This window comes from [Mycobacterium] stephanolepidis (assembly GCF_002356335.1).
In the GTDB taxonomy this organism is placed as follows: Bacteria; Actinomycetota; Actinomycetes; order Mycobacteriales; family Mycobacteriaceae; genus Mycobacterium; species Mycobacterium stephanolepidis.
Genome location: NZ_AP018165.1, coordinates 1,561,601 through 1,585,085, shown reverse-complemented (window position 1 = coordinate 1,585,085; position 23,485 = coordinate 1,561,601). Strand labels below are relative to the sequence as shown.

The following is a 23,485-nucleotide window of genomic DNA, read 5'->3' as shown; positions in this document are numbered from 1 at the left end:
CTGTCAGGGTAGAGGTGGCAACGCGTTCAGCTCCGCCTCTGTGTTCACGTTCACGACCCAATTCGGGTCGGATATCGAAATTCGTTGCGCACCAACGTGCTCAACGAGTGAGCCGAGCCGGCGTTCCCCGGCGGCGGTCAATTCATCAATGGTGTCGCATAGGCCTACGTCATAGACGGCGGCCAGATAGTGATCCCGGCCGTCGGCGGTGGCCAGGACGATGCGGCCGGTGCCGGTCGCGAGTTCCTCGATGAGGGCCGCGTGAATCAGCGGCATATCGACGGCGCAGACAAAGGCTCTGCCCGCGCCCACTTCCGCGACGGCCCGCAGTCCCTGCCCCAGCGCCACCAGTGGGCCCTGGCCGGGCTCACGGTCGGCGATGATGACCGCATCCACATCGGCAATGTCCTGGAACGGTGCGCGCACCACGATCACCGGTGAGCACCGTGAACCCACCGTCTGCACGATGCGTTGCGTCAGCGTCTGTCCGCCCCAGCGGATGGCCGCCTTATCGCGCCCCATGCGGCGCGACTCACCGCCGGTGAGCACCACCGCCGCGAGTTGGTCCATGAAAGAAAGGTACGCACAGATGCCAACAAGCCACCAAGAGGCGGGTCACCGAAGGTTCCGCTCTTGATGGCTTGTTGAAATGGATCTCTGTTGCTCGGGTTTAGCCGCGCCGTCCGCAGACGGGCCATGCGCCGATACCCTGGCGGGCCAGCACGTTCTCGGCAATCCGGATCTGCTCCTCGCGCGAGGCAAGGTGCGGGGAGCCGGAGCCGCCGTTGGCACGCCAGGTGCCCAGGTTGAACTGCAGACCGCCGTAGTAGCCGTTTCCGGTGTTGATTCCCCAGTTGCCACCGGACTCGCAGTTGGCGATGGCATCCCAGTTGACCGGATCCGCACTCGCTGTTCCAGCCAGTGCCATCGGAGCCGCGACAAGCGCGCCGGTGATGGCCGCTGTGGTGAGCGTTTTGCGGATGTAATTCATGTCGTTCCTCTCGCCGGGTACGCACCGAACACCACCCGCTAGCGGATACCGCAGCGGGCTCTGGCTCACCTCCAGGCGAGGTGGACATCGTCGTCGGATCGCGCCGTCTCGGTCGGGCGCGACAAGGGAGGCGGCTGCTGCCTCACCGGCTCGTGGTGGCCGGCGGCCAGACCGCCTCGCGGCGTTCATGGCCCCATTTACACACAGGGTTCACGGTTCGGAGTTTTGCTCCGATTTGTTGACGTGTCGGACCGTACGGAACCACTCAGCGAAAGTCATCTCACGACACGCACATCCCAAACCAATAACGAAACAATTACAGAGCCAATCTTCAGCGACTAACCCCAGGTCGCTTAGGAAATTCTCAGGTTCTCTTAGGATCGCCTCCACCTGGGAAAAGTGAGTCAGATCACGCAGATTTTGTGAGCCGCGCCACGAACGCGGCAAATCACTCAAGTAACATTAGGAACTTTAACAACACGCGGCGTGGCGAATTGACAAGTTCACTCTTTTCACTCTGATATCAATTGCAACACTATTTGCCATTTACCAATTGCGGCACACTATTAACGAGGAAACAATGCAACCATTCGTCACACCATCATCCAATTGATCGAAACATACTGATATACAGGATGATTCGCCGTCCAGGCACCAAAAGCACAGTGCGCGAGCGCCATACGCGACGTGACTGCCGCAGTGGCAGCGCTTCCCGACCTGCCACGCAGAACCACTTGCAGCAGAGGCCTTTTCAATAGAACCGGGCTAGCAGCGCAATGCGACGACAGCGATCTTGCGTGAGGTCACCGGAACGGTGGTCGGATAGTTCTGCGCATCGCGCCCCGCGCCCACATCCGTCACCGGGGACTGCTTCTCCACGGAGGCGACCGTGCACTTGCTCAGGTCGCCACCCCCGCTTCGAGTGATGATCACCCGGTACCCGTTGGCCTTGAGCTCGTTGATGACATCGTTGGCGTTGCCACCCGAAGGAGCGGCTGCCGCGGTGTCTGCGCCCCCCAACGAGACACCGATCATCGCCACTACTGCTGCTATCGCAATCAGCGACTGCCTCACGGCCTTCTCACCTCGCATCTAGGGCATGAAGGTTGCGTTCCACACCGGCTGCCCGGAACATCAACGTCTCTGCATCCTACGAGAGCAACCGCACATTGCGCGCGAGGAGACGCCGAAGCATCCGAACGAGCGCAGGACAAAGAAGCCAAAATGCGTGCTGCCGACGCTATTTCCTCGGCAGCGCGCCCGCACCTAGCTGACGGTCCAGGTGTCGCGACCGGTCAACAGCGCCTGCAGCGCCGCCGTGTCGCTCGGCTTGGCGGCCGCAGCGGTGGCCAGCTGCTCACGGGCCAGATCGTCGTATGTCGGCCGCTGCACGCTGCGGAACACACCCATCACGGTGTGCTCCAGATCCTGCTCGGACAACCGCGACAGCGCGAAGGCGTAGGCCGGATCATTCGAGTGTGCGTCGTGCACCACGATGTCCTCGGCCTTCACGTCCGCGGTCTTGGCCACTTCGAGTCCGAAACCCGAACGGATGACGCAGAGTTCGCCCTCGGCACCGAAGGTGATCGGCTGGCCGTGGCTCACGTTGATGACGCGCTGCTCGGACCCTTCCTTACGTAGCAGGTCAAAAGACCCGTCGTTGAAGATCGGGCAGTCCTGCAAGATCTCCACCAGGGCCGAACCGCGGTGCGCGGCTGCAGCGCGCAGTACCTCCGAGAGACCCTTCTTATCCGAGTCCAGGGCCCGTCCAACGAACGTGGCCTCGGCCCCCAGGGCCAGCGACACCGGGTTGAAGGGGTAGTCCAGCGAACCCATCGGGGTGGACTTGGTGACCTTGCCGGTCTCCGAGGTCGGCGAGTACTGGCCCTTGGTGAGGCCGTAGATCCGGTTGTTGAACAACAGGATCGTGAGGTTCACGTTGCGGCGAAGGGTGTGGATCAGATGGTTACCGCCGATGGACAGCGCGTCGCCATCACCGGTCACCACCCACACCGAAAGGTCCTCGCGAGCCAGTGCCAGGCCCGTCGCGATGGCCGGGGCGCGCCCGTGGATCGAGTGCATGCCGTAGGTATCCAGGTAGTACGGGAACCGGCTCGAGCAGCCAATGCCGCTGATGAACACGATGTTCTCGCGCTTGAGCCCGAGCTCCGGCAGGAATCCACGGATGGTGTTGAGGATGACGTAGTCACCGCAACCGGGGCACCAGCGCACTTCCTGATCGGAGGTGAAGTCCTTCGACTTCTGCTCCACATCGGTGGTCGGCACCAGAGCATTGGCGGTCAGGCCCAGATCGGTACCGGCCAGGCCACTGATTCCGTTGATTCCGTTCAAAACGTCAGTCATGCTCGATCCCCTACGGCCACCGCGGATTCACGCGCGAGAACGGCCTTCTGGCTTTCCTTTTCGGCGAGCGACCCGTCCAGGGCCGCATCGATGATTTCTTCGACCTCATCAGCAAGGAAGGCCATACCCTGCACCTTCGTCACCGACTGCACATCAACCAGGAACTTGCCGCGCAGCAGCAGCGACAACTGTCCGAGGTTCATCTCGGGCGCGACGACCTTCGGGTACTTGCGCAGCACCTCACCCAGGTTCCCCGGGAACGGATTGAGATGGCGCAGGTGCGCATGAGCCACCTTGAGCCCCTTGCGACGGGCGCATCGGCATGCCTCACCGATGGGGCCGTAGGAGCTGCCCCACCCGACCATCAGCAGCTGTGCGTCACCGGTCGGGTCGTCAACCTCCAGGTCCGGCACCGTGATTCCGTCGATCTTGAGTTGGCGCAACCGCACCATCAAGTCGTGGTTGGCCGGGTCGTACGAGATGTTGCCCGAACCGTTGGCCTTCTCCAGACCACCGATACGGTGCTCCAAACCGGGGGTACCCGGAACGGCGAACTGGCGGGCCAGCGTCTCCGGGTCGCGGTTGTACGGCGCGAAGTCCTGGTCGGGAGTGGCGAAGGTGTGCTCGATCGCCGGGTAACTCGCGATGTCCGGGATGGCCCACGGCTCAGAGCCGTTGGCGATCGCGCCATCGGACAGGATCATCACCGGGGTCCGGTAGGTGAGCGCGATCCGCACCGCCTCGACAGCGATGTCGAAGCAGTCCGAGGGAGAACGCGGAGCCAGCACCGCAATGGGCGACTCGCCGTTGCGGCCGTACAAGGCCTGCAGTAGGTCCGCCTGCTCGGTTTTGGTGGGCAGACCCGTCGACGGTCCGCCGCGCTGCACATCGATCACCAGCAGCGGCAGTTCGGTCATCACCGCAAGACCCACGGCCTCGCTCTTGAGCGCCACACCGGGGCCGGAGGTGCTGGTGACACCCAGGGCGCCACCGAACGAAGCCCCCAGAGCCGCACCGATTCCGGCGATCTCGTCCTCGGCCTGGAAGGTCAGCACACCGAAGTTCTTGAGCTTGCTCAGCTCGTGCAGGATGTCGGATGCCGGGGTGATCGGGTAGGTGCCGAGCACCACCTGAGTCTTGGCAAGCTGGCCGGCGGCGACAACGCCATAGGCCAACGCTGTGTTACCCGAGACCTGCCGGTACTCACCCGCGGGCAGCGATGCCTTGGCCACCTCGTAGGTGGTTCCGAAGGCCTCGGTGGTTTCGCCGTAGTTCCAGCCCGCCCGGAACGCCAGGATGTTGGCCTCGGCCACGTCGGGTTTCTTCGCGAACTTCTCGCGCAGGAACTGCTCGGTGCCCTCGAGTGGGCGGTGGTACATCCAGGACAGCAGCCCCAACGCGAACATGTTCTTGGTGCGCGCGCCGTCCTTCTTCGAGACTCCGGCGGCCTCGACGGCGCCGAGCGCCAACGTGGTCATCGGCACCTGATAGACCACGTAGTCCGACATGTCGTCGTGCTCCAACGGATCGGACTGGTAGCCGACCTTGGCCAGATTTCGCTTGGTGAACTCGTCCGAGTTGGCGATCACCATGCCACCGCGCGGCAGATCGCCGATGTTGGCCTTGAGTGCGGCCGGGTTCATCGCCACCAGCACATCGGGCCGGTCGCCCGCGGTGAGGATGTCGTAGTCGGCAATCTGGATTTGGAAGGACGAAACACCCGGAAGCGTGCCCTGAGGGGCCCGGATCTCTGCGGGATAGTTCGGCTGGGTCGCGAGGTCATTGCCGAAGACGGCAGCCTCAGAGGTGAATCGGTCTCCGGTGAGCTGCATACCGTCGCCAGAATCTCCAGCAAACCGGATGACGACCTTTTCCAGCTTCTCCGATACGGCTCCGTCGCCCACCGGTGACCTACCTTTCACGACGAACTCTGGCGGTGGCGGTACGTACGCCACCATTCAGCAGAGTTTTCTGTCACTCTCGGTACCGATTATTGCACTTTCGCACCGTTGACCTTGACGAGGCCATACCGGCAGGCACAGAACTTGACACCTGTCGAGTTCTCCCCTGCCGCCTGGCCTGTGCCGTTGCCTCACTACCGACCAGTAGACGTGAGGCAAATCACAAGAAGAGGCCAAGCATCTGCTTGGTTGCCTCGTGGCGCCGTCATCACGGGTCGACCATTCGAGGGTTGTGACACCCCGGCTCGACAACGGGTCCAGAATGAGAAGCATGACCGGGCACCGGATACCGACGGTTGGCCACCACGCGGAAGCCGGGCCGGGCGAGATCGGCGAACCCGATATCGCCGTCACCGGCGCGAAGGACGTCGCCGCGGGAATGACCGCGGTCGGGGTTTCCCTGCAACGCGGCCTCGAACAGATGGGTCCATTGCGCACCGTCGCAACGCTGTCCAAACTGAATCAACGTCACGGCTTTGACTGTCCCGGATGCGCGTGGCCCGAGACCCCGGGACATCGCAAACTTGCCGAGTTCTGCGAGAACGGCGCCAAGGCCGTCGCCGAAGAGGCCACCAAACGCACGGTCACCCCTGAATTTTTCGCACAGCACTCGGTGGAGGAACTCCGCGAACTACCCGAGTACTGGCTCAGCCAACAAGGTCGTCTCACCCACCCGATGGTGCTGCGCCCCGGCGAATCGCATTACCGGCCCATTGATTGGGATGACGCGTACGCGCTCATCGCCGATGAGGTCAGGGCGGCCGCCGACCCGGATCGGCTGGTTTTCTACACCTCCGGGCGCACCAGCAATGAGGCCGCGTTCTGCTACCAGCTGCTGGTCCGCAGCCTGGGCACCAACAACCTGCCCGACTGTTCCAACATGTGCCACGAGTCTTCGGGCACCGCACTGACGGACTCGATCGGAATCGGCAAGGGCTCGGTGTCGGTACCCGATATCGAGCACGCGGACGTCATTCTCATCGCCGGCCAAAATCCCGGCACCAACCATCCGCGCATGCTGTCGGTGCTGGAGAAGGCAAAGGCGAACGGCGCCAAGATCATTGCAGTCAACCCGCTCCCCGAGGCCGGACTGCTCCGGTTCAAGAACCCACAGAAGGTCAACGGCGTGGTCGGGCACGGTGTGGCCATCGCCGATGAGTTCGTGCAGATCCGACTCGGCGGCGACATGGCGCTTTTCGCAGGGCTGGGCAGACTGCTACTGGAGGCCGACGACGCGAACCCCGGCAGCATCGTCGACCGGCAATTCATCGAGGAGCACTGCGCGGGATACGAGGACTGGGCCGCACGGACACGAGCAATCGATTGGGAAACCGTCACGCAGGCAACGGGTATCGACATGGAGCAGCTGACCGCGGTTGCCACGCTCCTGGCCGGATCACAGCGCACCATCTTCTGCTGGGCGATGGGCCTCACCCAACACCGTCACGCGGTCGCCACTATCGGTGAGGCGACCAACCTGCTACTGATGCGCGGCATGATCGGCAAGCCGGGCGCCGGGGTGTGCCCGGTGCGCGGTCATTCGAATGTCCAGGGCGACCGCACCATGGGCATCTGGGAGAAGATGCCTGAATCCTTTCTGACCGCATTGGATTCCGAGTTCGGCATCGACACTCCCCGCAAGCACGGGTTCGACACGGTGGACGCGATCCGTGCCATGCGGGACGGCAAGGTATCGGTCTTCATCGGCATGGGTGGCAACTTCGCCTCTGCCACCCCGGACACCGCCGTCACCGAGGCTGCGCTGCGCAATTGCGCACTGACCGTGCAGATCTCCACCAAACTCAATCGCAGCCATCTGGTGAATGGGCGCACCGCACTGATCCTGCCCACTCTCGGACGCACCGATCGCGACATTCAAAAATCGGGCAAACAGCTTGTTTCCGTGGAGGATTCGATGTCCATGGTGCATCTCTCACGCGGCAGTCTGCATCCACCGAGCACCGCGCTACGCAGCGAGGTCGCCATCGTCTGCCAACTGGCGCGCACCATCCTGGGCACTGGGCATCCGGTGCCATGGGAAAGGTTTGCCGACGACTACGACACCATCCGCGATGCCATCTCGCGGGTGGTACCCGGATGCGCCGACTACAACACCAAGGTCCGTCAACCGGATGGGTTCGCGCTGCCGCATCCGCCGCGCGACGATCGCCAATTCCCCACCCACACAGGTAAGGCCAACTTCTCTGCGGCACCACTGGAGTGGGTGTCGGTACCGGCAGGCCGGCTGGTACTGCAGACGCTGCGCAGCCATGACCAGTACAACACCACCATCTACGGCCTCGACGACCGCTACCGCGGCGTCAAGGGCGGCCGCCGGGTGGTCTTCGTCAATCCCGAAGACCTTGCCGCATTTGGATTATCCGAGGGTGCGCGGGTCGATCTGGTGTCCGAGTACCCGGGTGCCGACGGGGTACTCGAAGAGCGGCGCGCCGAGGACTTTCTGGTGGTGCCGTACTCCACCCCGCGAGGCAACGCCGCCGCCTACTATCCAGAGACCAATCCACTTGTGCCCCTGGATCATGTCGCGGAGCGATCCAATACTCCGGTGTCGAAGGCCGTCGTCATCCGTCTGGTGGCCCGTGGGTAGGGTCACCGACAGACGCAAGATCCGGCGCATCGACGGGGTCGGACGGGGCGAGCGCAGCGAGACGCTCGTCGTCGAGGAGCCCCTGGAGATCCGGGTCAATGGGCAGGCAGTAGCCGTCACCATGCGCACCCCCGGATCGGATGTCGAACTCACCCAGGGGTTCTTGCTCACCGAGGGGGTCATCGCAGGCCGCGACGACCTGCTGACCGTGCGCTACTGCCAGGGCGAAGGGCCCGACGGACTGAACACCTACAACGTCCTGGATGTCACTCTCGCCCCCGGCGTTCCCGCCCCCGACCCGACGGTGACGAGAAACTTCTACACCACCTCTTCCTGTGGTGTCTGCGGCAAGGGGTCGCTGGAGGCGGTACGCACCATCAGCCGCTTCTCCCCCGGCGATGACCCGTCCACCATCGAATCGACCACACTGGTGGGTCTGCCCGACAAACTTCGCTCGGCACAAAAGGTTTTCGCGGCCACCGGCGGGCTGCATGCCGCGGCTCTGTTCACCACGGACGGCACCATGTTGACGGTCCGCGAGGACATCGGTCGACATAACGCGGTGGACAAGGTCATCGGGTGGGCACTCGAGAACGGCAGGGTGCCCCTCACCGGAACCGCACTGTTGGTCAGCGGACGGGCCTCCTTCGAGCTCGCACAGAAGGCGACGATGGCGGGAATTCCCATACTGGCCGCGGTGTCGGCACCGTCCTCGCTGGCTGTCGATCTCGCGGCGCAGTCCGGCATGACGCTGGTGGCGTTCCTGCGTGAGGACAGCATGAACGTCTACACCCGGGCGGATCGGGTCGTCTAGGCCTCCGGCACTTCGACGGCGATCTCCCTGCTCAGTGAGTAGCCCGGCGCCAGCGGCAGATCATCACCGCTCCAGAACGATCCCGGATCGAAGTAGTTCGACCGCTTCTCGGTGATGAGCAGCCCCATCTCCTCGAGTGTGATCGCCACCGTCTCGGCGCAGAACGCCGTCTCCAGTCCGGCTTGCCGTTTTTTCGTGATGTCGCGCTCGGCCACCTCGCGAACCTTCTTGTGCACGAAGGGAAGTCCCCGCGTGAGGTCGCTGACCGTGGGAAGCCGGCCCCGCATCCAGCGACCGGTGAGCCGTGCGGTGGCCGGAAACGGCGTCCCATCCATCCGGGCCACGACGCGCAGTGCGATGTCTTCCTGCTCACGGGTTATTCGCGGGCTCAGCTGCCGCAGCCAGCACCGCTGTCCATACACGTGCGCCCACCGCTCGATCGCCTGACGCGCATCGTGCAGCTGCACTCCCCGATGGTTGTCGCCGGTCCACACATCGGTGAGCTTGTTGCCGAGTTCGGCATGCCACATGAGCGGCGGCAGATCATCGATGGCCACCGTCATCCCGACATGGTTGACCGGACTGTTCGACAAGGTCTGGATGAGACGATCGGGCCCCGACCGTCCGCGGAACACCCAGATGTCTCCGGTCCGCGTCGCATCGAGCGCCTCGTCGATCGACACGGCACCTATCTCACTCATTCCCGCACCGTAGCCTGGAGCGATGGCCAACATGTGGAAGTGGCTCGGGCTCGCCGGGGCTGTCGGGGTGGCAGCTGGGGGCGTACTGGTCGCCCGCGATCAACGCAAACGCGAGGCGTACACGGTCGATGAGATCCGCGACCGGTTGCACCAGCGACTCGGCGAATCGGGCCCGGAGACTAGCGAGTCCTCACACTAACTGGAGCGCCAGTTCTGCAGGCCGACGAAGGCCATGGTCAGAGCACTGGTTGCACCGGCGACGACATCGTCGGTATCGGCGTCGGGCTGTACCAACTCGGCTACCGCGTTGGCGCCGATCGATAGCAGCAGGCTGGCCGCCGTCGTGAGATCGGCGGAATCCCAGAGCCGCATCTTTTCGCGACGCGCCAGGTCGATCGCCAGCTCGCCTGCGAGCAGCCGCATCTCGATGTTCACGGCCCTTCGCACCTCGGTGGGTGCGGTGTACCGCTCCGTCACGACAAACCGCAGCTGATCAGGGTTTTCCTGTGCCTGCTCGGCAAGGATGCGCATGGCCTCGGCCAACGTCGCCGGTTCACGTCGACGTATCTCCCGCGCGATCCCCCGGGCGATGCGCATCCCCTCTTCGGCCAGCGCGACACCCAGGTCATCCAGGGACGCGAAGTGCCGGTAGAAGGCCGTCGGCGAGATTCCCGCGCCGCGGGCGACGTCACGCAGGCTCAGTCCCGAAAACGCCTGGGTACGCGAAAGCTCAAGCGCGGCCTCCATCAATGCGGTGCGAGTGCGCAGTTTCTGCTCACCGCGAACCGAGTCACGTCGCGCGGAGGTGCCCGAATGCGAGCTCCGCTCTCGACGACTGGTCATGGCGATCACTGTATCGCTGTGATGACCGACACCGTGATTACGGCTTGACTCGGTGGGGGCATATTGGTTCACAATTTCAGTATACATTCGTTAACCTAACGGAGGGAGTTCGAATGACATTTCTCATTAAAGCCACCCGACGCATCCTCACCCCCGAGTCGTCACTGGGCCGGTTGTTGACCGCCGCCCTGACCCCGCACGCCGTCGACCGGTATCTCGAGCTGGTCGACCCGATGATCACCTGGGAAGAGGCTCGCGCCCGCGTCGTCCGCGTGCAGCGCCGCACCACCAGATCAGTGACCTTGACCTTGCGCACAACTCACCAGTTCAAGGGCTTTCGCGCAGGTCAGTTCGTACAGCTGGGCGTCGTGATCGATGGCGTGCGCCATGTCCGCTGCTTCTCGCCGTCTGGCGCCGATGACGCCCGCGACCTCATCGAGCTGACCATCGCCCGCAGGCCGGAAGGGCTGGTCTCGAACTACCTGTACAAGCACGCCGCAGTGGGCGACGTGTACAGCATCACCCCCGCCGCCGGCACGTTCGTCCTGCCCTCACCGCGCCCCATTCGGACAGTTCTGATCGCGGCCGGTAGTGGGATTACACCCGTACTCTCAATGGCGAGAACTCTCATCGGCAACGGATACCCGGGACAGCTCGCGGTGCTCTATTACGCGCCAACGGTCGCCGACAACGCCTACGCACGCGAGCTCACCGCCCTCGGCGAGGTGCCATCGGTGACGGTGCACACGGTGTACACCCGTGACGGCGGTCGGCACTTCAATGCCGAGCAGCTCGATGCGCTCGCGCCCTGGAGCGCGGATGCTCAGACCTTCCTGTGCGGGCCGCCCTCGCTGCACGAGGCAGTGAGCACGCTGTACGCCGAGCGCGGACTCTCCGACCGTCTGCATACCGAAGAGTTCTACGTCACCACGTCGAGCACCACCGGGGAGGCCGGAGGCGTGCTGCGTTTCGCCACCTCCGATATCACCGCCGAAAACGACGGCAGGCCGATCCTCGAACAGGCCGAGGCCGCTGGACTGCAACCTGAATTCGGCTGCCGGATGGGAATCTGCTTCGCCTGCACGGCGGTGAAGACATCCGGATGCACCCGGAACCTGCGCACCGGCGATGAGAACGACGACCCCGACCAGCACATCCAGCTCTGCATCACCGCCCCCGTCGGTGACGTCTCGATCAACCTCTAACAGACCCAAGGAGAGCAGCCAGATGCCAAGCAACGAAATCACCATCAGCGCAGCGGATATCGAGGCACTGGGCAAGGATCTCGATGAATTGCGCGACCGCATTGTCGCCGATCTGGGCGAGCGTGATCGCGAGTACATCTACTCGATCATCAAGACACAGCGCGGCTGCGAGGCCGCCGGACGAGCCCTGATGTACCTGGGGTTCATCCCTCCCGTGTGGCTCGCCGCGGTGGGTGCGCTGTCCGTCTCCAAGATCCTCGACAACATGGAGATCGGTCACAACGTCATGCACGGCCAGTACGACTGGATGCGCGAGAAGGGCCTTAACTCACGCGAGTTCGAATGGGACACCGTGTGCCCCGCCGACCAGTGGCGGCACTCGCACAACTACATGCACCACACCTATACCAACATCGTGGACATGGACCGCGACGTGGGTTACGGCATCCTGCGGATGGCACCCGAGCAGAAGTGGAACCCCTACTACCTGGGCAACCTGGCCTGGGCGACCGCCCTGATGGTGTTCTTCGAGTGGGGCGTCATGGTGCACGAGCTCGAGGCCGAGAACATCGTGAGGGGCAAGCGCAAGTGGTACGACCTCAAGCCGTTGATCAAAGGGATGTGGCGCAAGGCCAGTAAGCAGGTTCTCAAGGACTACGTGATCTTCCCGGCGCTCACCGGCCCGCTGTTTCCGATCACCTTCCTGGGCAACTTGTCCGCCAACTTCGTGCGCAACGTGTGGACGTTCTCGATCATCTTCTGCGGGCACTTCCCGTCCGGTACCCAGACCTTCTCCAAGGAGGAGACCGCCAACGAGACGCGTGGCGAGTGGTACATCCGGCAGTTGCTTGGATCGGCGAACATCGAGGGCAGCAGGCTGTTTCACATCATGAGCGGCAACCTGTCCCACCAGATCGAGCATCACCTGTTCCCGGATCTGCCGGCCAATCGCTATCCGGAGATGGCTACCGAGGTACGCGAGCTGTGCCAGAAGTACGGCCTGCCCTACAACACCGGAGGACTCTTCGCGCAGCTCTCGTCCACCTGGAAGAAGATCGCTCGCCTGTCCCTGCCTAACGGCTGGTTCCGTGACGACGAGGAGCTCGTCGTGCACATCGAGCGGGACAAGCGCAAGGAAGCGGCCGTCGAACCGGAGATCATCGTCGTCGACGAGCGCGGTGAGCTGGTCGACGCGTAGGTTAGGTGACGTGGTGAGCAAGTTCGAACGCAACAAGGACCTGGCGCAAGAAGTCGTGTCGTCAACCGCCGAGCACGTCGGTGAGATCGCCAAGATCATCACCAACGCGGTGGTTGACGTCACCCGGCAGATCGGCGAGATCGCCACTGACGCCTTCGAGATGCGCGAGGCGGCCAAGCGCGCCGAGCAGGATCAGTCTCGGGACGCAGTGGACGTCGACGAGGATCCGGCTACGCACTGATCGGTCCTCGACTGGGCGCGACGTTCCGCTTCGCAGCGGACGTCGCGCTCAGTCGGAGGCGTCTCGCCAGTCGGCGGCGGTAATGGTGAAGTACACGTAATCCTCCAGCGCGCCGTTGATTTCCCGTTTCTGGCGGTGGTGCTCGCGGGCACCGATCTTGGCGAGCGCCTTCTGCGACCGCAGATTGTCTGCAGCCACGTGGAACCACACCAGGTCGGCGTTGATGAACGCGTAGTCCAACATGAGCGTCTTGAGCTCAGCGTTCACCGTGCCGCCCCAGTACTCGCGGGTGATGAACGTGTACCCGATCGCGACCTCGCGCTTGTCTGCGTCCCACTCGTAGAAGCGGGAAGAGCCGATCATCTCCCCGGTGGAGTGATCGATGATGACGAGCGATTTTGCTGCGAGGGCCTCCACAAACCATTTCTCGAAGACCGGCCGCTGGTGACGGTCCGAGCTCGGGTGTTGCGCCCAAATGAGCGGATCGCTGGCGGCGCGATACAGCGGCTCAAGGTCGTCGTCTGCCAATGGACGCAGGGTGAGCGTTGGTCCCTCTAGCGTCGGCTGGCTCATGAACTCGGTGGACATCACTACCAGCTTACGAGGCTTTACGAAATATGTTGCGCCAGGGTCGATTTACCCGGGCCCTCGAGATCTCCAAGCGCGCAGGGTCGTGCGGCCATCGCCATCAACAGCGCCTCGGCAGGGCCGGTCACCTCGGGCCCGCTGCCGCGTGACCAGTCGAGGTCGGTAGCCACGAGCCGCACACCACGGGCGCGCAACGCGCCCCGTATCGGGGGTGCCCAGCGCGCGAAATCCAGGGCGACGCGCATCCGCTCCCCCGGAATGTCGCGCGGGAGCCCGAGTGGGCGACGGATGTCCTGCTGATGGACTATGCCGTCCAGCAAGGCAATCCGGCCACCGAACCCCGATGTCAACACTCCCGGTGCTTCCGCCGCACGAACCATCTCCAGCAGCTGCTCGGGGGTCCGCCCGGCCAGTTCGGCGACACGATTCGCGTTGGCCTTGTTCGGGTTGAAACCCGCCTTAGCCACCCGCGAGCAGAACTCTGCCCGATTGAGGTCCTCGTACCCGATCATGTGAGTCACAACATCGCGCACCCGCCACTTGGTACACAATGACGGCGCATCCCACTGTTGGGGGGTCAAACCCGCCAGGAAATCGGCGAGGTCGATACGCTCGGCCCGCGCCAACTCCATGGCGCTCAGCACGGCGAGCTACGCGGACTTATCGCGCCGTTCAGCACGTGAGGGCTTGCGCGGCACGATCGTCGGCAGCACGTTGTCGATGACGGTCTCCCCGGTCACGACAACCTTGGCGACATCGTCGCGGCTGGGGATGTCGTACATCACCGGCTGCAGCACTTCTTCCATGATGGCGCGCAGACCGCGAGCGCCGGTGCCACGGTGGATCGCCTGATCGGCGATGGCTTCCAGTGCGTCCTGGCTGAATTCCAGCTCGACGCCGTCCATGTCGAAGAGGCGGGTGTACTGCTTCACCAACGCGTTCTTCGGCTCGGACAGGATCGTGATGAGCGATTCGCGGTCCAGGTTCGTCACCGAGGCGACAATCGGTAGACGGCCGATGAACTCGGGGATCAGCCCGAACTTGATCAGATCCTCGGGCATGACCTCGGCGAAGTGGTCGGTGGTGTCGATATCGGCCTTCGACTTGACCTCGGCACCAAAGCCCAGGCCACGCTTGCCGACACGATCCGACACGATCTTCTCCAGGCCCGCGAAGGCGCCGGCGACGATGAACAACACGTTGGTGGTGTCGATCTGGATGAACTCCTGATGCGGGTGCTTACGGCCGCCCTGCGGGGGCACCGAAGCCTGCGTGCCTTCCAGGATCTTCAGCAACGCCTGCTGCACGCCCTCGCCGGAGACGTCGCGGGTGATCGACGGGTTCTCGCTCTTGCGGGCGATCTTGTCGACCTCGTCGATGTAGATGATGCCGGTCTCGGCACGCTTCACGTCGTAGTCGGCCGCCTGAATCAGCTTGAGGAGAATGTTCTCCACATCCTCACCCACGTATCCGGCCTCGGTGAGGGCGGTGGCGTCGGCGATGGCGAACGGCACGTTGAGCATCTTGGCCAGCGTCTGGGCCAGGTAGGTCTTGCCGCAGCCGGTGGGGCCCAGCATCAAGATATTGGATTTGGCCAGCTCAACGGTCTCACCACGGGCGTCGCGGGCCTTATCGCCGGCCTGAATGCGCTTGTAGTGGTTGTAGACGGCGACAGCCAGCGTCTTCTTCGCGTTGTCCTGGCCGATGACGTAATTCTCCAGGAACTCACGGATCTCCGCGGGCTTGGGCAGCTCATCGAGCTTGACGTCGTCGGCGTCGGCCAGTTCCTCTTCGATGATCTCGTTGCAGAGGTCGATGCATTCATCGCAGATGTACACGCCGGGGCCGGCGATGAGCTTCTTGACCTGCTTCTGGCTCTTTCCGCAGAACGAGCATTTCAGCAGGTCGCCGCCGTCTCCGATACGTGCCATGGTGGCCAGTCCTACTTCCTGTCACATGGTGGTGGATCGTGGTGTCAGCACGTCCTCTGACCTGTTGGTCCCGACGCTACCCGCTATACCGGACACCCCGCGACCGATAAACCGAATAGCACCGACGGCATTTACACCCTGCCGTGCTGGAGAACATATCGCCTCGCACCGACCGAAGCCCCCGATGACGCGCACCGGACACCGGTGTGTTGCAACTGTTATCCGAGCCCGCCGGCAGGCAGCTACGAAGCTGCCTGCGCGGAGAGCTTGCGGTACTCCAGGACGACGTCGATGATCCCGTACTCCTTGGCCTCCTCGGCCGTGAAGATCTTGTCGCGGTCGGTGTCCTTGCGGATGATCTCCGCGTCCTTGCCGGTGTGCCGAGATAGGGTCGTCTCCTGCAGCACCCGCATGCGCTCGATCTCCTTGGCCTGGATCTCCAGGTCGGTGAACTGACCCTGGATCACACCGGACAGCGCGGGCTGATGGATGAGGACACGCGCGTTCGGCAGAGCCATCCGCTTGCCGGGAGTACCGGCGGCGAGCAGCACCGCGGCGGCCGAGGCGGCCTGGCCCAGCACCACTGTGCGGATGTCGGAGCGGACGTACTGCATGGTGTCGTAGATCGCCATCAACGAGGTGAAAGAACCACCCGGTGAGTTGATGTACATGGTGATCTCACGGTCGGGATCCAGCGACTCCAGCACCAGCAGCTGGGCCATGATGTCGTTGGCCGAGGCGTCGTCCACCTGCACGCCGAGGAAGATGATGCGCTCCTCGAACAGCTTGTTGTAGGGGTTCGACTCCTTGACACCGAAGCTCGAGTGCTCGATGAACGAGGGCAGGATGTAGCGGGCCTGCGGAGCCAGTTCCGGGTTGAGGTGCTTCGAGATCACTTGGAGGCTCCCTTGCTGCCGTTGAGATCGCCGCGGGTGATGATCTTGTCCACGAACCCGTATTCGAGTGCCTCCGGGGCGGTGAACCAGCGGTCGCGGTCGGAGTCCTGTTCGATCTGCTCGATGCTCTTGCCGGTGAACTCGGCGTTGAGCCGGAACATTTCCTTCTTGATGACCTGGAACTGCTCGGCCTGAATGGCGATATCCGAGGCGCTTCCGGTCACACCACCGAGGGGCTGGTGCATCAGGATGCGGGCGTGCGGCAAGGCGTGGCGCTTGCCCTTGGTGCCGGCGGCCAGCAGGAACTCACCCATGGATGCGGCCATACCCATCGCGTAGGTCGCGATATCGCACTCCGAGAGCTCCATGGTGTCGAAGATCGCCATGCCGGCGCTGATCGACCCACCCGGAGAGTTGATGTACAGGTGGATGTCCTTGGTGGGGTCCTCGGCCGTCAGCAGCAGAATCTGCGCGCACAGCTTGTTGGCGATGTCGTCGTCCACCTGCTGGCCCAGGAAAATGATGCGCTCGGAGAGCAGGCGCTCATACACCGAGTCGATGAGGTTGAGCCCGGCTGTCGCCGAACGCATTTCAGTCACTGTGCAACCTGCCTTCGTCTAGCCCCGTCGGGAGCCTGCTTTTCATGTACTGCCGACATTAACCAACATCGGCGACTACGCACTCCCCACCACGGGCGAGTTCGCTCAGAGCGTGACTCGGACTAGTCGGCGTCCTTGTCCTTCTTCTTGGCTTTCTTCTCGGACTTCTCGGACTTGTCCTCGTCCTTGGCCTTCTTCTTGGCCTTGTCCGCGGTCTCTTCGGCGGCTGTCTCGGCGTCGGCCTCCTCGGCCCCACCGCGACGCGGTCCCAGCACGGCGTCGACGTCCACGTTCGCACCGGTGGAGTCGGTCACCTTGGCCTGCCGGATGACCTCGGCGATGGCCTTACCGCGGCGCACGTCGACGTACAGGCCGGGCAGCTGCTGTTGCTGGGTCAGGTACTGGATCAGCTGCTGGGGTTCGATGCCGTACTGACGCGACATCAGCACCAGACGCTCGGTGAGGTCCTGCTGGTCGACGTTGATGTCGAACTTGTCGGCGATCACGTCGAGCAGCAGCTCGGTCTTGATCGACTTGGTGGCGGACTCGCGCATGTCCTTGTCGAACTCTTCACGCGAGGTGCCCTGCTCTTCGAGCAGCTCGTTGAGGCGCTCCTCGTTGTGGTCCAGACCGTGGACGGCCTCGTGCAGGCTGTTGCCGATCTGCTCTTCGAGGATCTTCTCGGGCACCGGGATCTCGATCTGGTCGAGCAACACGGTGATGGTCTCGTTACGGATCTCGTCGGCCTGCGCGATGCGCTTGCGACCCTTGACCTGCTCGGTGAGGCTGTCCTTGAGCTCGGCGATGGTGTCGAATTCGCTTGCCAGCTGGGCGAAATCGTCGTCAGCGGCGGGAAGCTCGCGCTCCTTGACGGAGCCGACCTTGACGGTGACCTCGGCATCCTGTCCGGCGAATTCACCGGCGGCCAGCTTGGTGGTGAACACCTTCTCCTCGCCGGACTTCAGGCCGATGATGGCCTCGTCGAGACCGTCGATCAGCTGCCCGGACCCGATCTCGTGAGACAGGCCGGTGGTCGAGGCCTCCTCGACCTCCTTGCCGTCCACGGTGGCCGACAGGTCGATCGAGACGAAGTCGCCGTTCTCGGCGGCACGCTCGACACCCTTGAGGGTTCCGAACCGCGCACGCAGCGCTTCCAGCTCGGCCTCGACCTCAGTGTCCTCGACGGTGACGGGCTCGACCGTGACCGCGACGGTGCTCAGGTCGGGCAGCTCGATCTCGGGACGCACATCCACCTCGGCGGTGAAGGTCAGCTCCTGGCCGTCCTCGATCTTGGTGACCTCGATCTCCGGCTGTCCGAGCGGCTTGACGTCGGATGCGGTGACGGCCTCGCTGTACCGGCCCGGGAGCGCGGAGTTGACGACCTGCTCCAGCACCGCGGCGCGGCCGACGCGGGCCTCGAGCAGCTTCGCGGGGGCCTTGCCGGGGCGGAAACCGGGCAGACGGACCTGCTGGGCGAGCTCCTTGTATGCCTTTGAGAAATCTGGTTCGAGCTCTGCGAAGGGAACCTCGACGTTGATGCGAACCCGGGTCGGGCTCAGCTTTTCGACGGTGCTCTTCACGTGCAGTGCTCCTTTATGGTTCGCGGCAGATCATCGTGACCTGCGGTTCTTCGTGCTGTCGTGCTGTCGGGGTGACAGGATTTGAACCTGCGACCCTCCGCTCCCAAAGCGGATGCGCTACCAAGCTGCGCTACACCCCGTCGGACCTGCGTCCATACTTCCGGCAAGACGAAGCGATCTTACGGCCTCAACATGCAACGGTATGAATTGGATTTGATCCGCCCCGGCGCTGTACATTCGTCAACGCGTGCGGGACAACCTCGCAAGCATGCGGGTGTAGCTCAATGGTAGAGCCCTAGTCTTCCAAACTAGCTACGCGGGTTCGATTCCCGTCACCCGCTCCACACATCAGTACCGTAGGTGCCATGGAAATCATCCTGGGCCTGCTTCTCCTCGGCGTGATCGTCGGCGGCGCGATCATCTACACACAGGGATCGAGTCGCCGCCGTGGCGACCAACTCGAGGACGCCAAGGCCGACGCCCGCCGCCTCACCGAACGCCTCGGCGGTCAGGTGCTGGGACTGAGCGGGAACGATGACGCGTCCCGGCAGGCACTCGCCGATGCTTCCGAGCGCTACACCGCCGCGTCCTCGGCCATCGAGCAGGCCCGGACCCCCGCGCAGGCAACGCTGGCCAAGGAAAGCGCCATCGAGGGGCTGTACTACGTGCGGGCGGCTCGCCTGGCCATGGGCATGGATCCCGGACCGGAACTTCCCTCGACCGCCGGGCAGAGCAAGGCCGGGTCCGTCAGTGAGGATCGGCGGATCAACTTCGAGGGACGCGAGATCGAGGCTTCCCCGGAGCCGTCGGGCCGCACTCCCAACTACTACCCGGGTGGCACCGTCGCCGGACGTCCGGTGCCCGCGGGGTGGTACTCCGAGCCATGGTGGAAGCCCGCTCTTATCGCCGGCGCCTGGGGCGTGGGTTCGGCGCTGCTGTTCAACTCGCTCTTCTCTGGCATGCACGGCGTCGGGTATGGCGCGTCCGGTTTCGAAAGCGGTTTCGGCCAAGGCTATTCGGACGGATATGACGCGGGGCTGAACGCCGGCAACGACGGCGGCGCAAACCAAGCCGGTTGGGATCAGGGTTCGGGTGGAGCCGATCAAGGCGGCTGGGATCAAAGCGGCGGAGGCTGGGACCAAGGCGGCGGCAGCGGCGGCTGGGACAGCGGTGGTGGTTGGGATGGTGGCGGCGGCGACTTCGGCGGGGACTTCGGAGACTTCTAGAGCGCGCTACTGCGCGTTGACGGGCACATTGGGCGCGAGCAGGATCGGCGCGAATGTCTCGCGCGCCAGCGCACGCACCTCTTCGGTGTTGCCGAGGTCGATCGTTGTCGCGGGCGAGGCCATGTATCCCAACACCAGATGAATCAAGACGTCGACCTGCCGCCTGGAATCGCCCGGCGGAATTCGCCCCTCCGCCCGCATCTGGTCGATCTGGGCGGCGAGATAGTTCCGCGCCAGCTCGATGGGAGCAGGGTCACCCTGAGTGATCGCTTCTATGGCCGTCATCCTGGCGACGAGTGAATCACCGCGCAGGAGAGGATGATTCACAACCTCAATGCATACCGCGAACCCCTCGGCGACTCGCTCGCCGATATCGTCGAAACCGCCCGCGCGTTCCTGCAGCTCGTCCAGGAACTTCTGCATTTCTTGAGCAAGGGCACGCTCGAACAATTGATCCTTGCTGGAGAATCGTCGAAATACTGTGGCGCGGCCCACTTTCGCCCGCCGCGCGACCTCGTCGATAGTGGCCGTCTGCGTGCCTCGCTCGGCCAGTACTTCAATGGCGGCGTCCAGTAACCGGATCTCGATATCGTCGGGTTCAGGGTGCGAACCCAGTCCGCGCACCGCGCGTGCCATGAGCTTTCCCAATGGCGCACCCGGTCGCGTCATGAGCTCCCCTTTCGGGTTATTGGTACTCGCGGTCCCACTCAGTGCAGCTTACAACTCGACACGTCACCGCGGTTGACATCACCCAATTTGACATGAGGGACACCAGAACAGGTTTCGCGCGTCCATCTCCGCGGTAAGGATCGGCGTGCCACACACCCGGCATGGCGCACCCGCGCGCCGATACACATAGGTGCGCGGACGGTCCGGCGCGTACGACGGCTCGCCATGGTCGTATTCGGGGTCGACGACAACGATCTTTCCAACGCGCAGCCCGACACGCATGCGGTCCACAAGGTCATCCCACAACGCGGCGAGTTCCTCGGATTGCAGGTGACTGCCCTGCCGGTACGGGTCGATCCGCTGACGGAACAGCACCTCGCTGCGGTACACATTACCGACACCGGCGATGATCTTCTGGTCCATCAGCAGTGCACCGATTGGCCTGTGCGACTTAGTGATCCGCTCGAAGGCGGATGACGGGTCGGATCGGGGACGTAGCGGATCGGGGCCCAGGCGCGCCAGGATGGCGTCGACCTGCGGTGCGTCGATGAGCTCGCATGCCGTCGCACCCCGGAGATCGGTACCGAACTGCGCGCCCTCGATGCGCATCCGCACCTGCCCCACCGGCAGACCCATCGGCACCGGCAGCTCGGTGAACGTGCCGTACAGCCCCAGGTGCACATGCACCACACCGGCGGGGCCGTAATCGTGGAACAGATGCTTGCCCCAGGCATGGGCCTTCACCAAGGTGCGTCCGTTGACCGCGGCCGCACCCTCGGTGAATCGACCCTGCGGACTACTGACAGCCACCGCCGAACCGGCGAACCGGCGCTGATGCAACCGCGCCAGCCGGTGCAGGGTATGCCCCTCCGGCACAGGCGTTTACGCGTCGGCACCCGGTACCGGCGGCGCTTGGTGGGTGGTCTCGTACTCGGCCAGGATGTCGATGCGGCGCTGGTGCCGCGGCTCCTCCGACCACGTGGCCGCAAGGAACGCATCGACGATGGCCAGTGCCTCGGGCACGGTGTGCATGCGTCCGCCGATGCCGATCAGTTGGGCGTTGTTGTGCTCGCGGGCCAGCACCGCCGTCTCCAGGCTCCATGCCAGCGCACAGCGGGCGCCGGGGACCTTATTGGCGGCGATCTGCTCACCGTTACCCGAACCGCCCAGCACGATGCCGAGGCTGCCCGGGTCGGCGACGGTGCGCCGGGCCGCATCGATGCAGAACGCCGGGTAGTCGTCCTGCGGGTCCAGCTCAAAGGCACCGCAGTCCACCGGCTCGTGGCCGCGGCCACGAAGATGCTCGATGATCTTCTGCTTCAACTCGTATCCGGCGTGATCGGCTCCGACATAGACGCGCATGCCGCTGATTGTGTCAGGTTGCCCTGCGGTCGGTTACCGTGGCGCGCATGTACCCGGTCGGACTGCCCCAGTACACCTATCCGCCACGTCGACATCCGTGGGAGATCGGGTTGCTCGTCGTCGTGATCCTGTTCACAGTGCTGCTCTACATCGGAGCGATTTTCAGCATCGTCGGGTATCTCGCCGACCCCGAGAACGCCGATCTGAACATCATCATCGTCGCGCTGGCCGCCACCCCCCTGACCTTGTACCTGGGTCGAGGCATTCTCTACGGGCAGCAGCGGGTGAACGGCGTGAAGATGTCGCCGACACAGTTCCCCGAGGGGTACGCGCTGGTCGTCGAGGCGGCGCAACGCTTCGGTCTGCAGGAGCTGCCCGATGCCTACGTCGTGCTGGGCAACGGCCAGATCAACGCCTTCGCCAGCGGTCATGGCTTCCGACGGTTCGTCGTCGTCTACAGCGACCTGTTCGAGATCGGCGGCGAGGCGCGCGATCCAGAGGCTCTGGCCTTCATCATCGGCCACGAGGTCGGCCATATCGCCGCCGGGCACGCCTCCTATTGGCGACAGTTCGCCCAGACCGCGATGAACTTCGTCCCGTTCCTGGGTACCTCGCTGTCGCGATCCATGGAATACACCGCCGACAACCACGGATACGCCATGCGCCCCACCGGAATTCAGGGAGCTATCGGCGTCATGGCGGCCGGTAAATACCTGCTCAAGCGGGTCGAGTTCGACACGCTGGCCAACCGCGCGACCCTGGAGACGGGGTTCTTCGTCTGGCTGGTCAACATGCTCTCCAGCCACCCCGTGCACACCTGGCGCGCAGCGGCGCTGCGGAATCGGCAGCAGGCCGGGTCGTTGTTCTTCCGACCCAAGCTGCTGCCGCCGACTCCGATTCCTCCGGTGCCGCCGCTGCTACCGCCCGCACCGCCGCCGATACCGCACGGCTACCTGCCGCATCAGCAGGCGTACACCTTCGACAATCCGCCGCCGCGCTACTAGTCGAACGTCGGCGGCTCGGTGCGGGTGCGCTTGAGTTCGAAGAACTGCGGGTACGAGGCAAAGATCACCGACGCATCCCAGAGCTTCCCCGCCTCTTCACCACGCGGGATCTTGGAGATCACCGGGCCGAAGAAGGCCACACCATTGACGTGGATCGTCGGAGTGCCCACGTCCGGCCCCACCTTGTCCATGCCGGCGTGATGGCTCTCGCGTAGCGCCGCGTCGTACTCGGTCGACTCGGCCGCATCGGCCAGCTCGGCGGGCAGGCCCACCTCGGCCAGGGACTCCGCGATGACCACCGGGAGGTCCTTGTTGTCCTGGTTGTGGATCCGGGTGCCCAGCGCGGTGTACAGCGGCTCAAGGATCTCCGGGCCCTTGGCCTGCTCGGCGGCGATAGCAACCCGCACCGGCCCCCAGGCCGTCTTCATGAGTTCCTGGTAGCGCTCCGGCAAGTCCTCGCGGCCCTCGTTGAGGACGGCCAGACTCATCACCCGGAACTTCACGTCGATATCGCGAACCTTCTGGACCTCCAGGATCCACCGCGAGGTGATCCAGCACCACGGACATAGCGGGTCGAACCAGAACTCGGCGAGATCCTTCTTGTCTGCAGACATTGCGCGCCTTTCGGATGTGAGTCGGGCAGGGTTAGCTCCAGTTTGTCCCAACTCACGTTCCCGCCGCCGTGTTCCCGACGCGTCTACCGG

The 23,485-nt window shown here is 64.0% G+C and carries 25 protein-coding genes and 2 tRNA genes; 9 read left to right on the top strand and 18 right to left on the bottom strand.

Translation table 11 applies throughout. The features are described from left to right. Window positions 1–3: 3 nt before the first annotated feature. From mobA to MSTE_RS07865, 5 genes are all read right to left on the bottom strand, one after another. Window positions 4–570 carry a molybdenum cofactor guanylyltransferase gene (mobA, locus tag MSTE_RS07885; protein WP_096500257.1) on the bottom strand — a complete coding sequence of 189 codons (567 nt, stop codon included), beginning with the start codon at window positions 568–570 and terminating at the stop codon, window positions 4–6. 100 nt (window positions 571–670) lie between these two features. Further along, window positions 671–991, bottom strand: a complete 321-nt coding sequence (locus MSTE_RS07880; RefSeq protein WP_096500255.1) for a transglycosylase family protein — start codon at window positions 989–991, stop codon at window positions 671–673. A gap of 765 nt (window positions 992–1,756) precedes the next feature. Continuing rightward, window positions 1,757–2,065, bottom strand: coding sequence for a hypothetical protein (locus MSTE_RS07875; RefSeq protein WP_096505603.1), 309 nt, complete (start codon window positions 2,063–2,065; stop codon window positions 1,757–1,759). Window positions 2,066–2,257: 192 nt separating this feature from the next. Then, window positions 2,258–3,355, bottom strand: coding sequence for a 2-oxoacid:ferredoxin oxidoreductase subunit beta (locus tag MSTE_RS07870; protein ID WP_096500253.1), 1,098 nt, complete (start codon window positions 3,353–3,355; stop codon window positions 2,258–2,260). Continuing rightward, window positions 3,352–5,313: a 2-oxoacid:acceptor oxidoreductase subunit alpha gene (locus MSTE_RS07865; RefSeq protein ID WP_193442061.1), complete on the bottom strand. Its 1,962-nt coding sequence runs from the start codon at window positions 5,311–5,313 to the stop codon at window positions 3,352–3,354. Before MSTE_RS07865 ends, MSTE_RS07870 begins: the two co-directional genes overlap by 4 nt. 274 nt (window positions 5,314–5,587) lie before the next feature. On the opposite strand from MSTE_RS07865, the gene MSTE_RS07860 reads away from it, so the two are divergent. Together MSTE_RS07860 and fdhD are read left to right on the top strand one after the other, a co-directional pair. After that, window positions 5,588–7,924: an FdhF/YdeP family oxidoreductase gene (locus MSTE_RS07860; RefSeq protein WP_096500249.1), complete on the top strand. Its 2,337-nt coding sequence runs from the start codon at window positions 5,588–5,590 to the stop codon at window positions 7,922–7,924. After that, window positions 7,917–8,738, top strand: a complete 822-nt coding sequence (fdhD, locus tag MSTE_RS07855) for a formate dehydrogenase accessory sulfurtransferase FdhD (RefSeq protein WP_096500247.1) — start codon at window positions 7,917–7,919, stop codon at window positions 8,736–8,738. The genes MSTE_RS07860 and fdhD overlap by 8 nt, the downstream gene beginning before the upstream one ends. Here the strand turns inward: fdhD and MSTE_RS07850 are convergent. Then, complete coding sequence (locus tag MSTE_RS07850; protein ID WP_193442082.1) at window positions 8,735–9,421, bottom strand: guanylate cyclase; 687 nt, start codon at window positions 9,419–9,421, stop codon at window positions 8,735–8,737. The two genes, fdhD and MSTE_RS07850, sit on opposite strands and share 4 nt — an antisense overlap. A 40-nt stretch (window positions 9,422–9,461) precedes the next feature. Here MSTE_RS07850 and MSTE_RS25180 point away from each other — a divergent pair, with 40 nt between their 5' ends. Next, window positions 9,462–9,638: a hypothetical protein gene (locus MSTE_RS25180; protein WP_096500243.1), complete on the top strand. Its 177-nt coding sequence runs from the start codon at window positions 9,462–9,464 to the stop codon at window positions 9,636–9,638. Here the strand turns inward: MSTE_RS25180 and MSTE_RS07840 are convergent. Beyond that, window positions 9,635–10,291, bottom strand: a complete 657-nt coding sequence (locus MSTE_RS07840) for a TetR family transcriptional regulator (protein WP_162291593.1) — start codon at window positions 10,289–10,291, stop codon at window positions 9,635–9,637. The two genes, MSTE_RS25180 and MSTE_RS07840, sit on opposite strands and share 4 nt — an antisense overlap. A 104-nt stretch (window positions 10,292–10,395) precedes the next feature. On the opposite strand from MSTE_RS07840, the gene MSTE_RS07835 reads away from it, so the two are divergent. Genes MSTE_RS07835 through MSTE_RS07825 form a run of 3 tightly spaced genes read left to right on the top strand, consistent with a single transcriptional unit; the run spans window position 10,396 to window position 12,926 of the window. Next, the gene (locus MSTE_RS07835) at window positions 10,396–11,487 is read left to right on the top strand and encodes a ferredoxin reductase (RefSeq protein WP_096500241.1); all 1,092 of its coding nucleotides are present in this window, start codon (window positions 10,396–10,398) and stop codon (window positions 11,485–11,487) included. A gap of 22 nt (window positions 11,488–11,509) precedes the next feature. Continuing rightward, a complete protein-coding gene (locus tag MSTE_RS07830) occupies window positions 11,510–12,685 on the top strand; it encodes a fatty acid desaturase family protein (RefSeq protein WP_096500239.1) in 1,176 nt (391 codons plus the stop codon). A 10-nt stretch (window positions 12,686–12,695) separates the two neighbouring features. Beyond that, the gene (locus MSTE_RS07825) at window positions 12,696–12,926 is read left to right on the top strand and encodes a hypothetical protein (protein ID WP_064408324.1); all 231 of its coding nucleotides are present in this window, start codon (window positions 12,696–12,698) and stop codon (window positions 12,924–12,926) included. A gap of 48 nt (window positions 12,927–12,974) precedes the next feature. On the opposite strand, the gene MSTE_RS07820 is transcribed toward MSTE_RS07825, so the two are convergent. The 7 genes from MSTE_RS07820 to MSTE_RS07790 form a co-directional block, all read right to left on the bottom strand. After that, the gene (locus MSTE_RS07820) at window positions 12,975–13,514 is read right to left on the bottom strand and encodes a GNAT family N-acetyltransferase (RefSeq protein WP_096500237.1); all 540 of its coding nucleotides are present in this window, start codon (window positions 13,512–13,514) and stop codon (window positions 12,975–12,977) included. Between the two features lie 20 nt (window positions 13,515–13,534). Continuing rightward, on the bottom strand, window positions 13,535–14,146 hold the full coding sequence (locus MSTE_RS07815; protein ID WP_162291592.1) for a maleylpyruvate isomerase family mycothiol-dependent enzyme: 612 nt from the start codon (window positions 14,144–14,146) through the stop codon (window positions 13,535–13,537). Between the two features lie 18 nt (window positions 14,147–14,164). After that, on the bottom strand, window positions 14,165–15,445 hold the full coding sequence (gene clpX, locus MSTE_RS07810; protein ID WP_096500233.1) for an ATP-dependent Clp protease ATP-binding subunit ClpX: 1,281 nt from the start codon (window positions 15,443–15,445) through the stop codon (window positions 14,165–14,167). A 242-nt stretch (window positions 15,446–15,687) separates the two neighbouring features. Continuing rightward, a complete protein-coding gene (locus MSTE_RS07805; protein WP_046253161.1) occupies window positions 15,688–16,341 on the bottom strand; it encodes an ATP-dependent Clp protease proteolytic subunit in 654 nt (217 codons plus the stop codon). Then, entirely contained in the window at window positions 16,338–16,931 is a 594-nt protein-coding gene (locus tag MSTE_RS07800) for an ATP-dependent Clp protease proteolytic subunit (RefSeq protein WP_096500231.1), read from the bottom strand. The genes MSTE_RS07805 and MSTE_RS07800 overlap by 4 nt, the downstream gene beginning before the upstream one ends. Before the next feature lie 131 nt (window positions 16,932–17,062). Then, a complete protein-coding gene (gene tig / locus MSTE_RS07795) occupies window positions 17,063–18,520 on the bottom strand; it encodes a trigger factor (protein WP_096500229.1) in 1,458 nt (485 codons plus the stop codon). 66 nt (window positions 18,521–18,586) lie between these two features. Further along, window positions 18,587–18,660, bottom strand: a tRNA-Pro gene (locus tag MSTE_RS07790). Window positions 18,661–18,790: 130 nt separating this feature from the next. Between MSTE_RS07790 and MSTE_RS07785 the strand changes: the two genes are divergently transcribed. After that, window positions 18,791–18,864 (top strand) — tRNA-Gly (locus MSTE_RS07785). 21 nt (window positions 18,865–18,885) lie between these two features. Next, on the top strand, window positions 18,886–19,746 hold the full coding sequence (locus MSTE_RS07780) for a hypothetical protein (RefSeq protein ID WP_096500227.1): 861 nt from the start codon (window positions 18,886–18,888) through the stop codon (window positions 19,744–19,746). A gap of 6 nt (window positions 19,747–19,752) precedes the next feature. Here the strand turns inward: MSTE_RS07780 and MSTE_RS07775 are convergent, their stop codons facing one another. The 3 genes from MSTE_RS07775 to MSTE_RS07765 form a co-directional block, all read right to left on the bottom strand. Then, on the bottom strand, window positions 19,753–20,415 hold the full coding sequence (locus MSTE_RS07775) for a TetR/AcrR family transcriptional regulator (protein ID WP_030095098.1): 663 nt from the start codon (window positions 20,413–20,415) through the stop codon (window positions 19,753–19,755). 78 nt (window positions 20,416–20,493) lie between these two features. Further along, window positions 20,494–21,291: an Fpg/Nei family DNA glycosylase gene (locus MSTE_RS07770; RefSeq protein WP_096500225.1), complete on the bottom strand. Its 798-nt coding sequence runs from the start codon at window positions 21,289–21,291 to the stop codon at window positions 20,494–20,496. A gap of 6 nt (window positions 21,292–21,297) precedes the next feature. Then, a complete protein-coding gene (locus MSTE_RS07765) occupies window positions 21,298–21,777 on the bottom strand; it encodes a ribose-5-phosphate isomerase (RefSeq protein ID WP_096500223.1) in 480 nt (159 codons plus the stop codon). A gap of 47 nt (window positions 21,778–21,824) precedes the next feature. Between MSTE_RS07765 and MSTE_RS07760 the strand changes: the two genes are divergently transcribed. Continuing rightward, window positions 21,825–22,781 (top strand): M48 family metallopeptidase, encoded by a 957-nt coding sequence (locus tag MSTE_RS07760; protein ID WP_030095095.1) that lies wholly within the window; start codon window positions 21,825–21,827, stop codon window positions 22,779–22,781. Here the strand turns inward: MSTE_RS07760 and MSTE_RS07755 are convergent. Continuing rightward, window positions 22,778–23,395 carry a mycothiol-dependent nitroreductase Rv2466c family protein gene (locus MSTE_RS07755; RefSeq protein WP_096500221.1) on the bottom strand — a complete coding sequence of 206 codons (618 nt, stop codon included), beginning with the start codon at window positions 23,393–23,395 and terminating at the stop codon, window positions 22,778–22,780. The genes MSTE_RS07760 and MSTE_RS07755 overlap by 4 nt on opposite strands. Window positions 23,396–23,485 lie beyond the last annotated feature (90 nt).

Excerpts from the sequence above, each read along its gene's own strand:
- MSTE_RS07860 (WP_096500249.1), top strand. The coding sequence starts at position 5,588 with ATGACCGGGCACCGGATACCGACGGTTGGCCACCACGCGGAAGCCGGG.
- MSTE_RS07820 (WP_096500237.1), bottom strand. The coding sequence starts at position 13,514 with ATGTCCACCGAGTTCATGAGCCAGCCGACGCTAGAGGGACCAACGCTC.
- MSTE_RS07880 (WP_096500255.1), bottom strand. The coding sequence starts at position 991 with ATGAATTACATCCGCAAAACGCTCACCACAGCGGCCATCACCGGCGCG.
- MSTE_RS07815 (WP_162291592.1), bottom strand. The coding sequence starts at position 14,146 with ATGGAGTTGGCGCGGGCCGAGCGTATCGACCTCGCCGATTTCCTGGCG.
- mobA (WP_096500257.1), bottom strand. The coding sequence starts at position 570 with ATGGACCAACTCGCGGCGGTGGTGCTCACCGGCGGTGAGTCGCGCCGC.
- clpX (WP_096500233.1), bottom strand. The coding sequence starts at position 15,445 with ATGGCACGTATCGGAGACGGCGGCGACCTGCTGAAATGCTCGTTCTGC.
- MSTE_RS07780 (WP_096500227.1), top strand. The coding sequence starts at position 18,886 with ATGGAAATCATCCTGGGCCTGCTTCTCCTCGGCGTGATCGTCGGCGGC.
- MSTE_RS07865 (WP_193442061.1), bottom strand. The coding sequence starts at position 5,313 with ATGGTGGCGTACGTACCGCCACCGCCAGAGTTCGTCGTGAAAGGTAGG.
- MSTE_RS07760 (WP_030095095.1), top strand. The coding sequence starts at position 21,825 with ATGTACCCGGTCGGACTGCCCCAGTACACCTATCCGCCACGTCGACAT.
- MSTE_RS25180 (WP_096500243.1), top strand. The coding sequence starts at position 9,462 with ATGGCCAACATGTGGAAGTGGCTCGGGCTCGCCGGGGCTGTCGGGGTG.
- MSTE_RS07870 (WP_096500253.1), bottom strand. The coding sequence starts at position 3,355 with ATGACTGACGTTTTGAACGGAATCAACGGAATCAGTGGCCTGGCCGGT.
- MSTE_RS07755 (WP_096500221.1), bottom strand. The coding sequence starts at position 23,395 with ATGTCTGCAGACAAGAAGGATCTCGCCGAGTTCTGGTTCGACCCGCTA.
- MSTE_RS07775 (WP_030095098.1), bottom strand. The coding sequence starts at position 20,415 with ATGACGCGACCGGGTGCGCCATTGGGAAAGCTCATGGCACGCGCGGTG.
- MSTE_RS07835 (WP_096500241.1), top strand. The coding sequence starts at position 10,396 with ATGACATTTCTCATTAAAGCCACCCGACGCATCCTCACCCCCGAGTCG.
- MSTE_RS07765 (WP_096500223.1), bottom strand. The coding sequence starts at position 21,777 with ATGCGCGTCTATGTCGGAGCCGATCACGCCGGATACGAGTTGAAGCAG.
- MSTE_RS07800 (WP_096500231.1), bottom strand. The coding sequence starts at position 16,931 with ATGCGTTCGGCGACAGCCGGGCTCAACCTCATCGACTCGGTGTATGAG.
- MSTE_RS07830 (WP_096500239.1), top strand. The coding sequence starts at position 11,510 with ATGCCAAGCAACGAAATCACCATCAGCGCAGCGGATATCGAGGCACTG.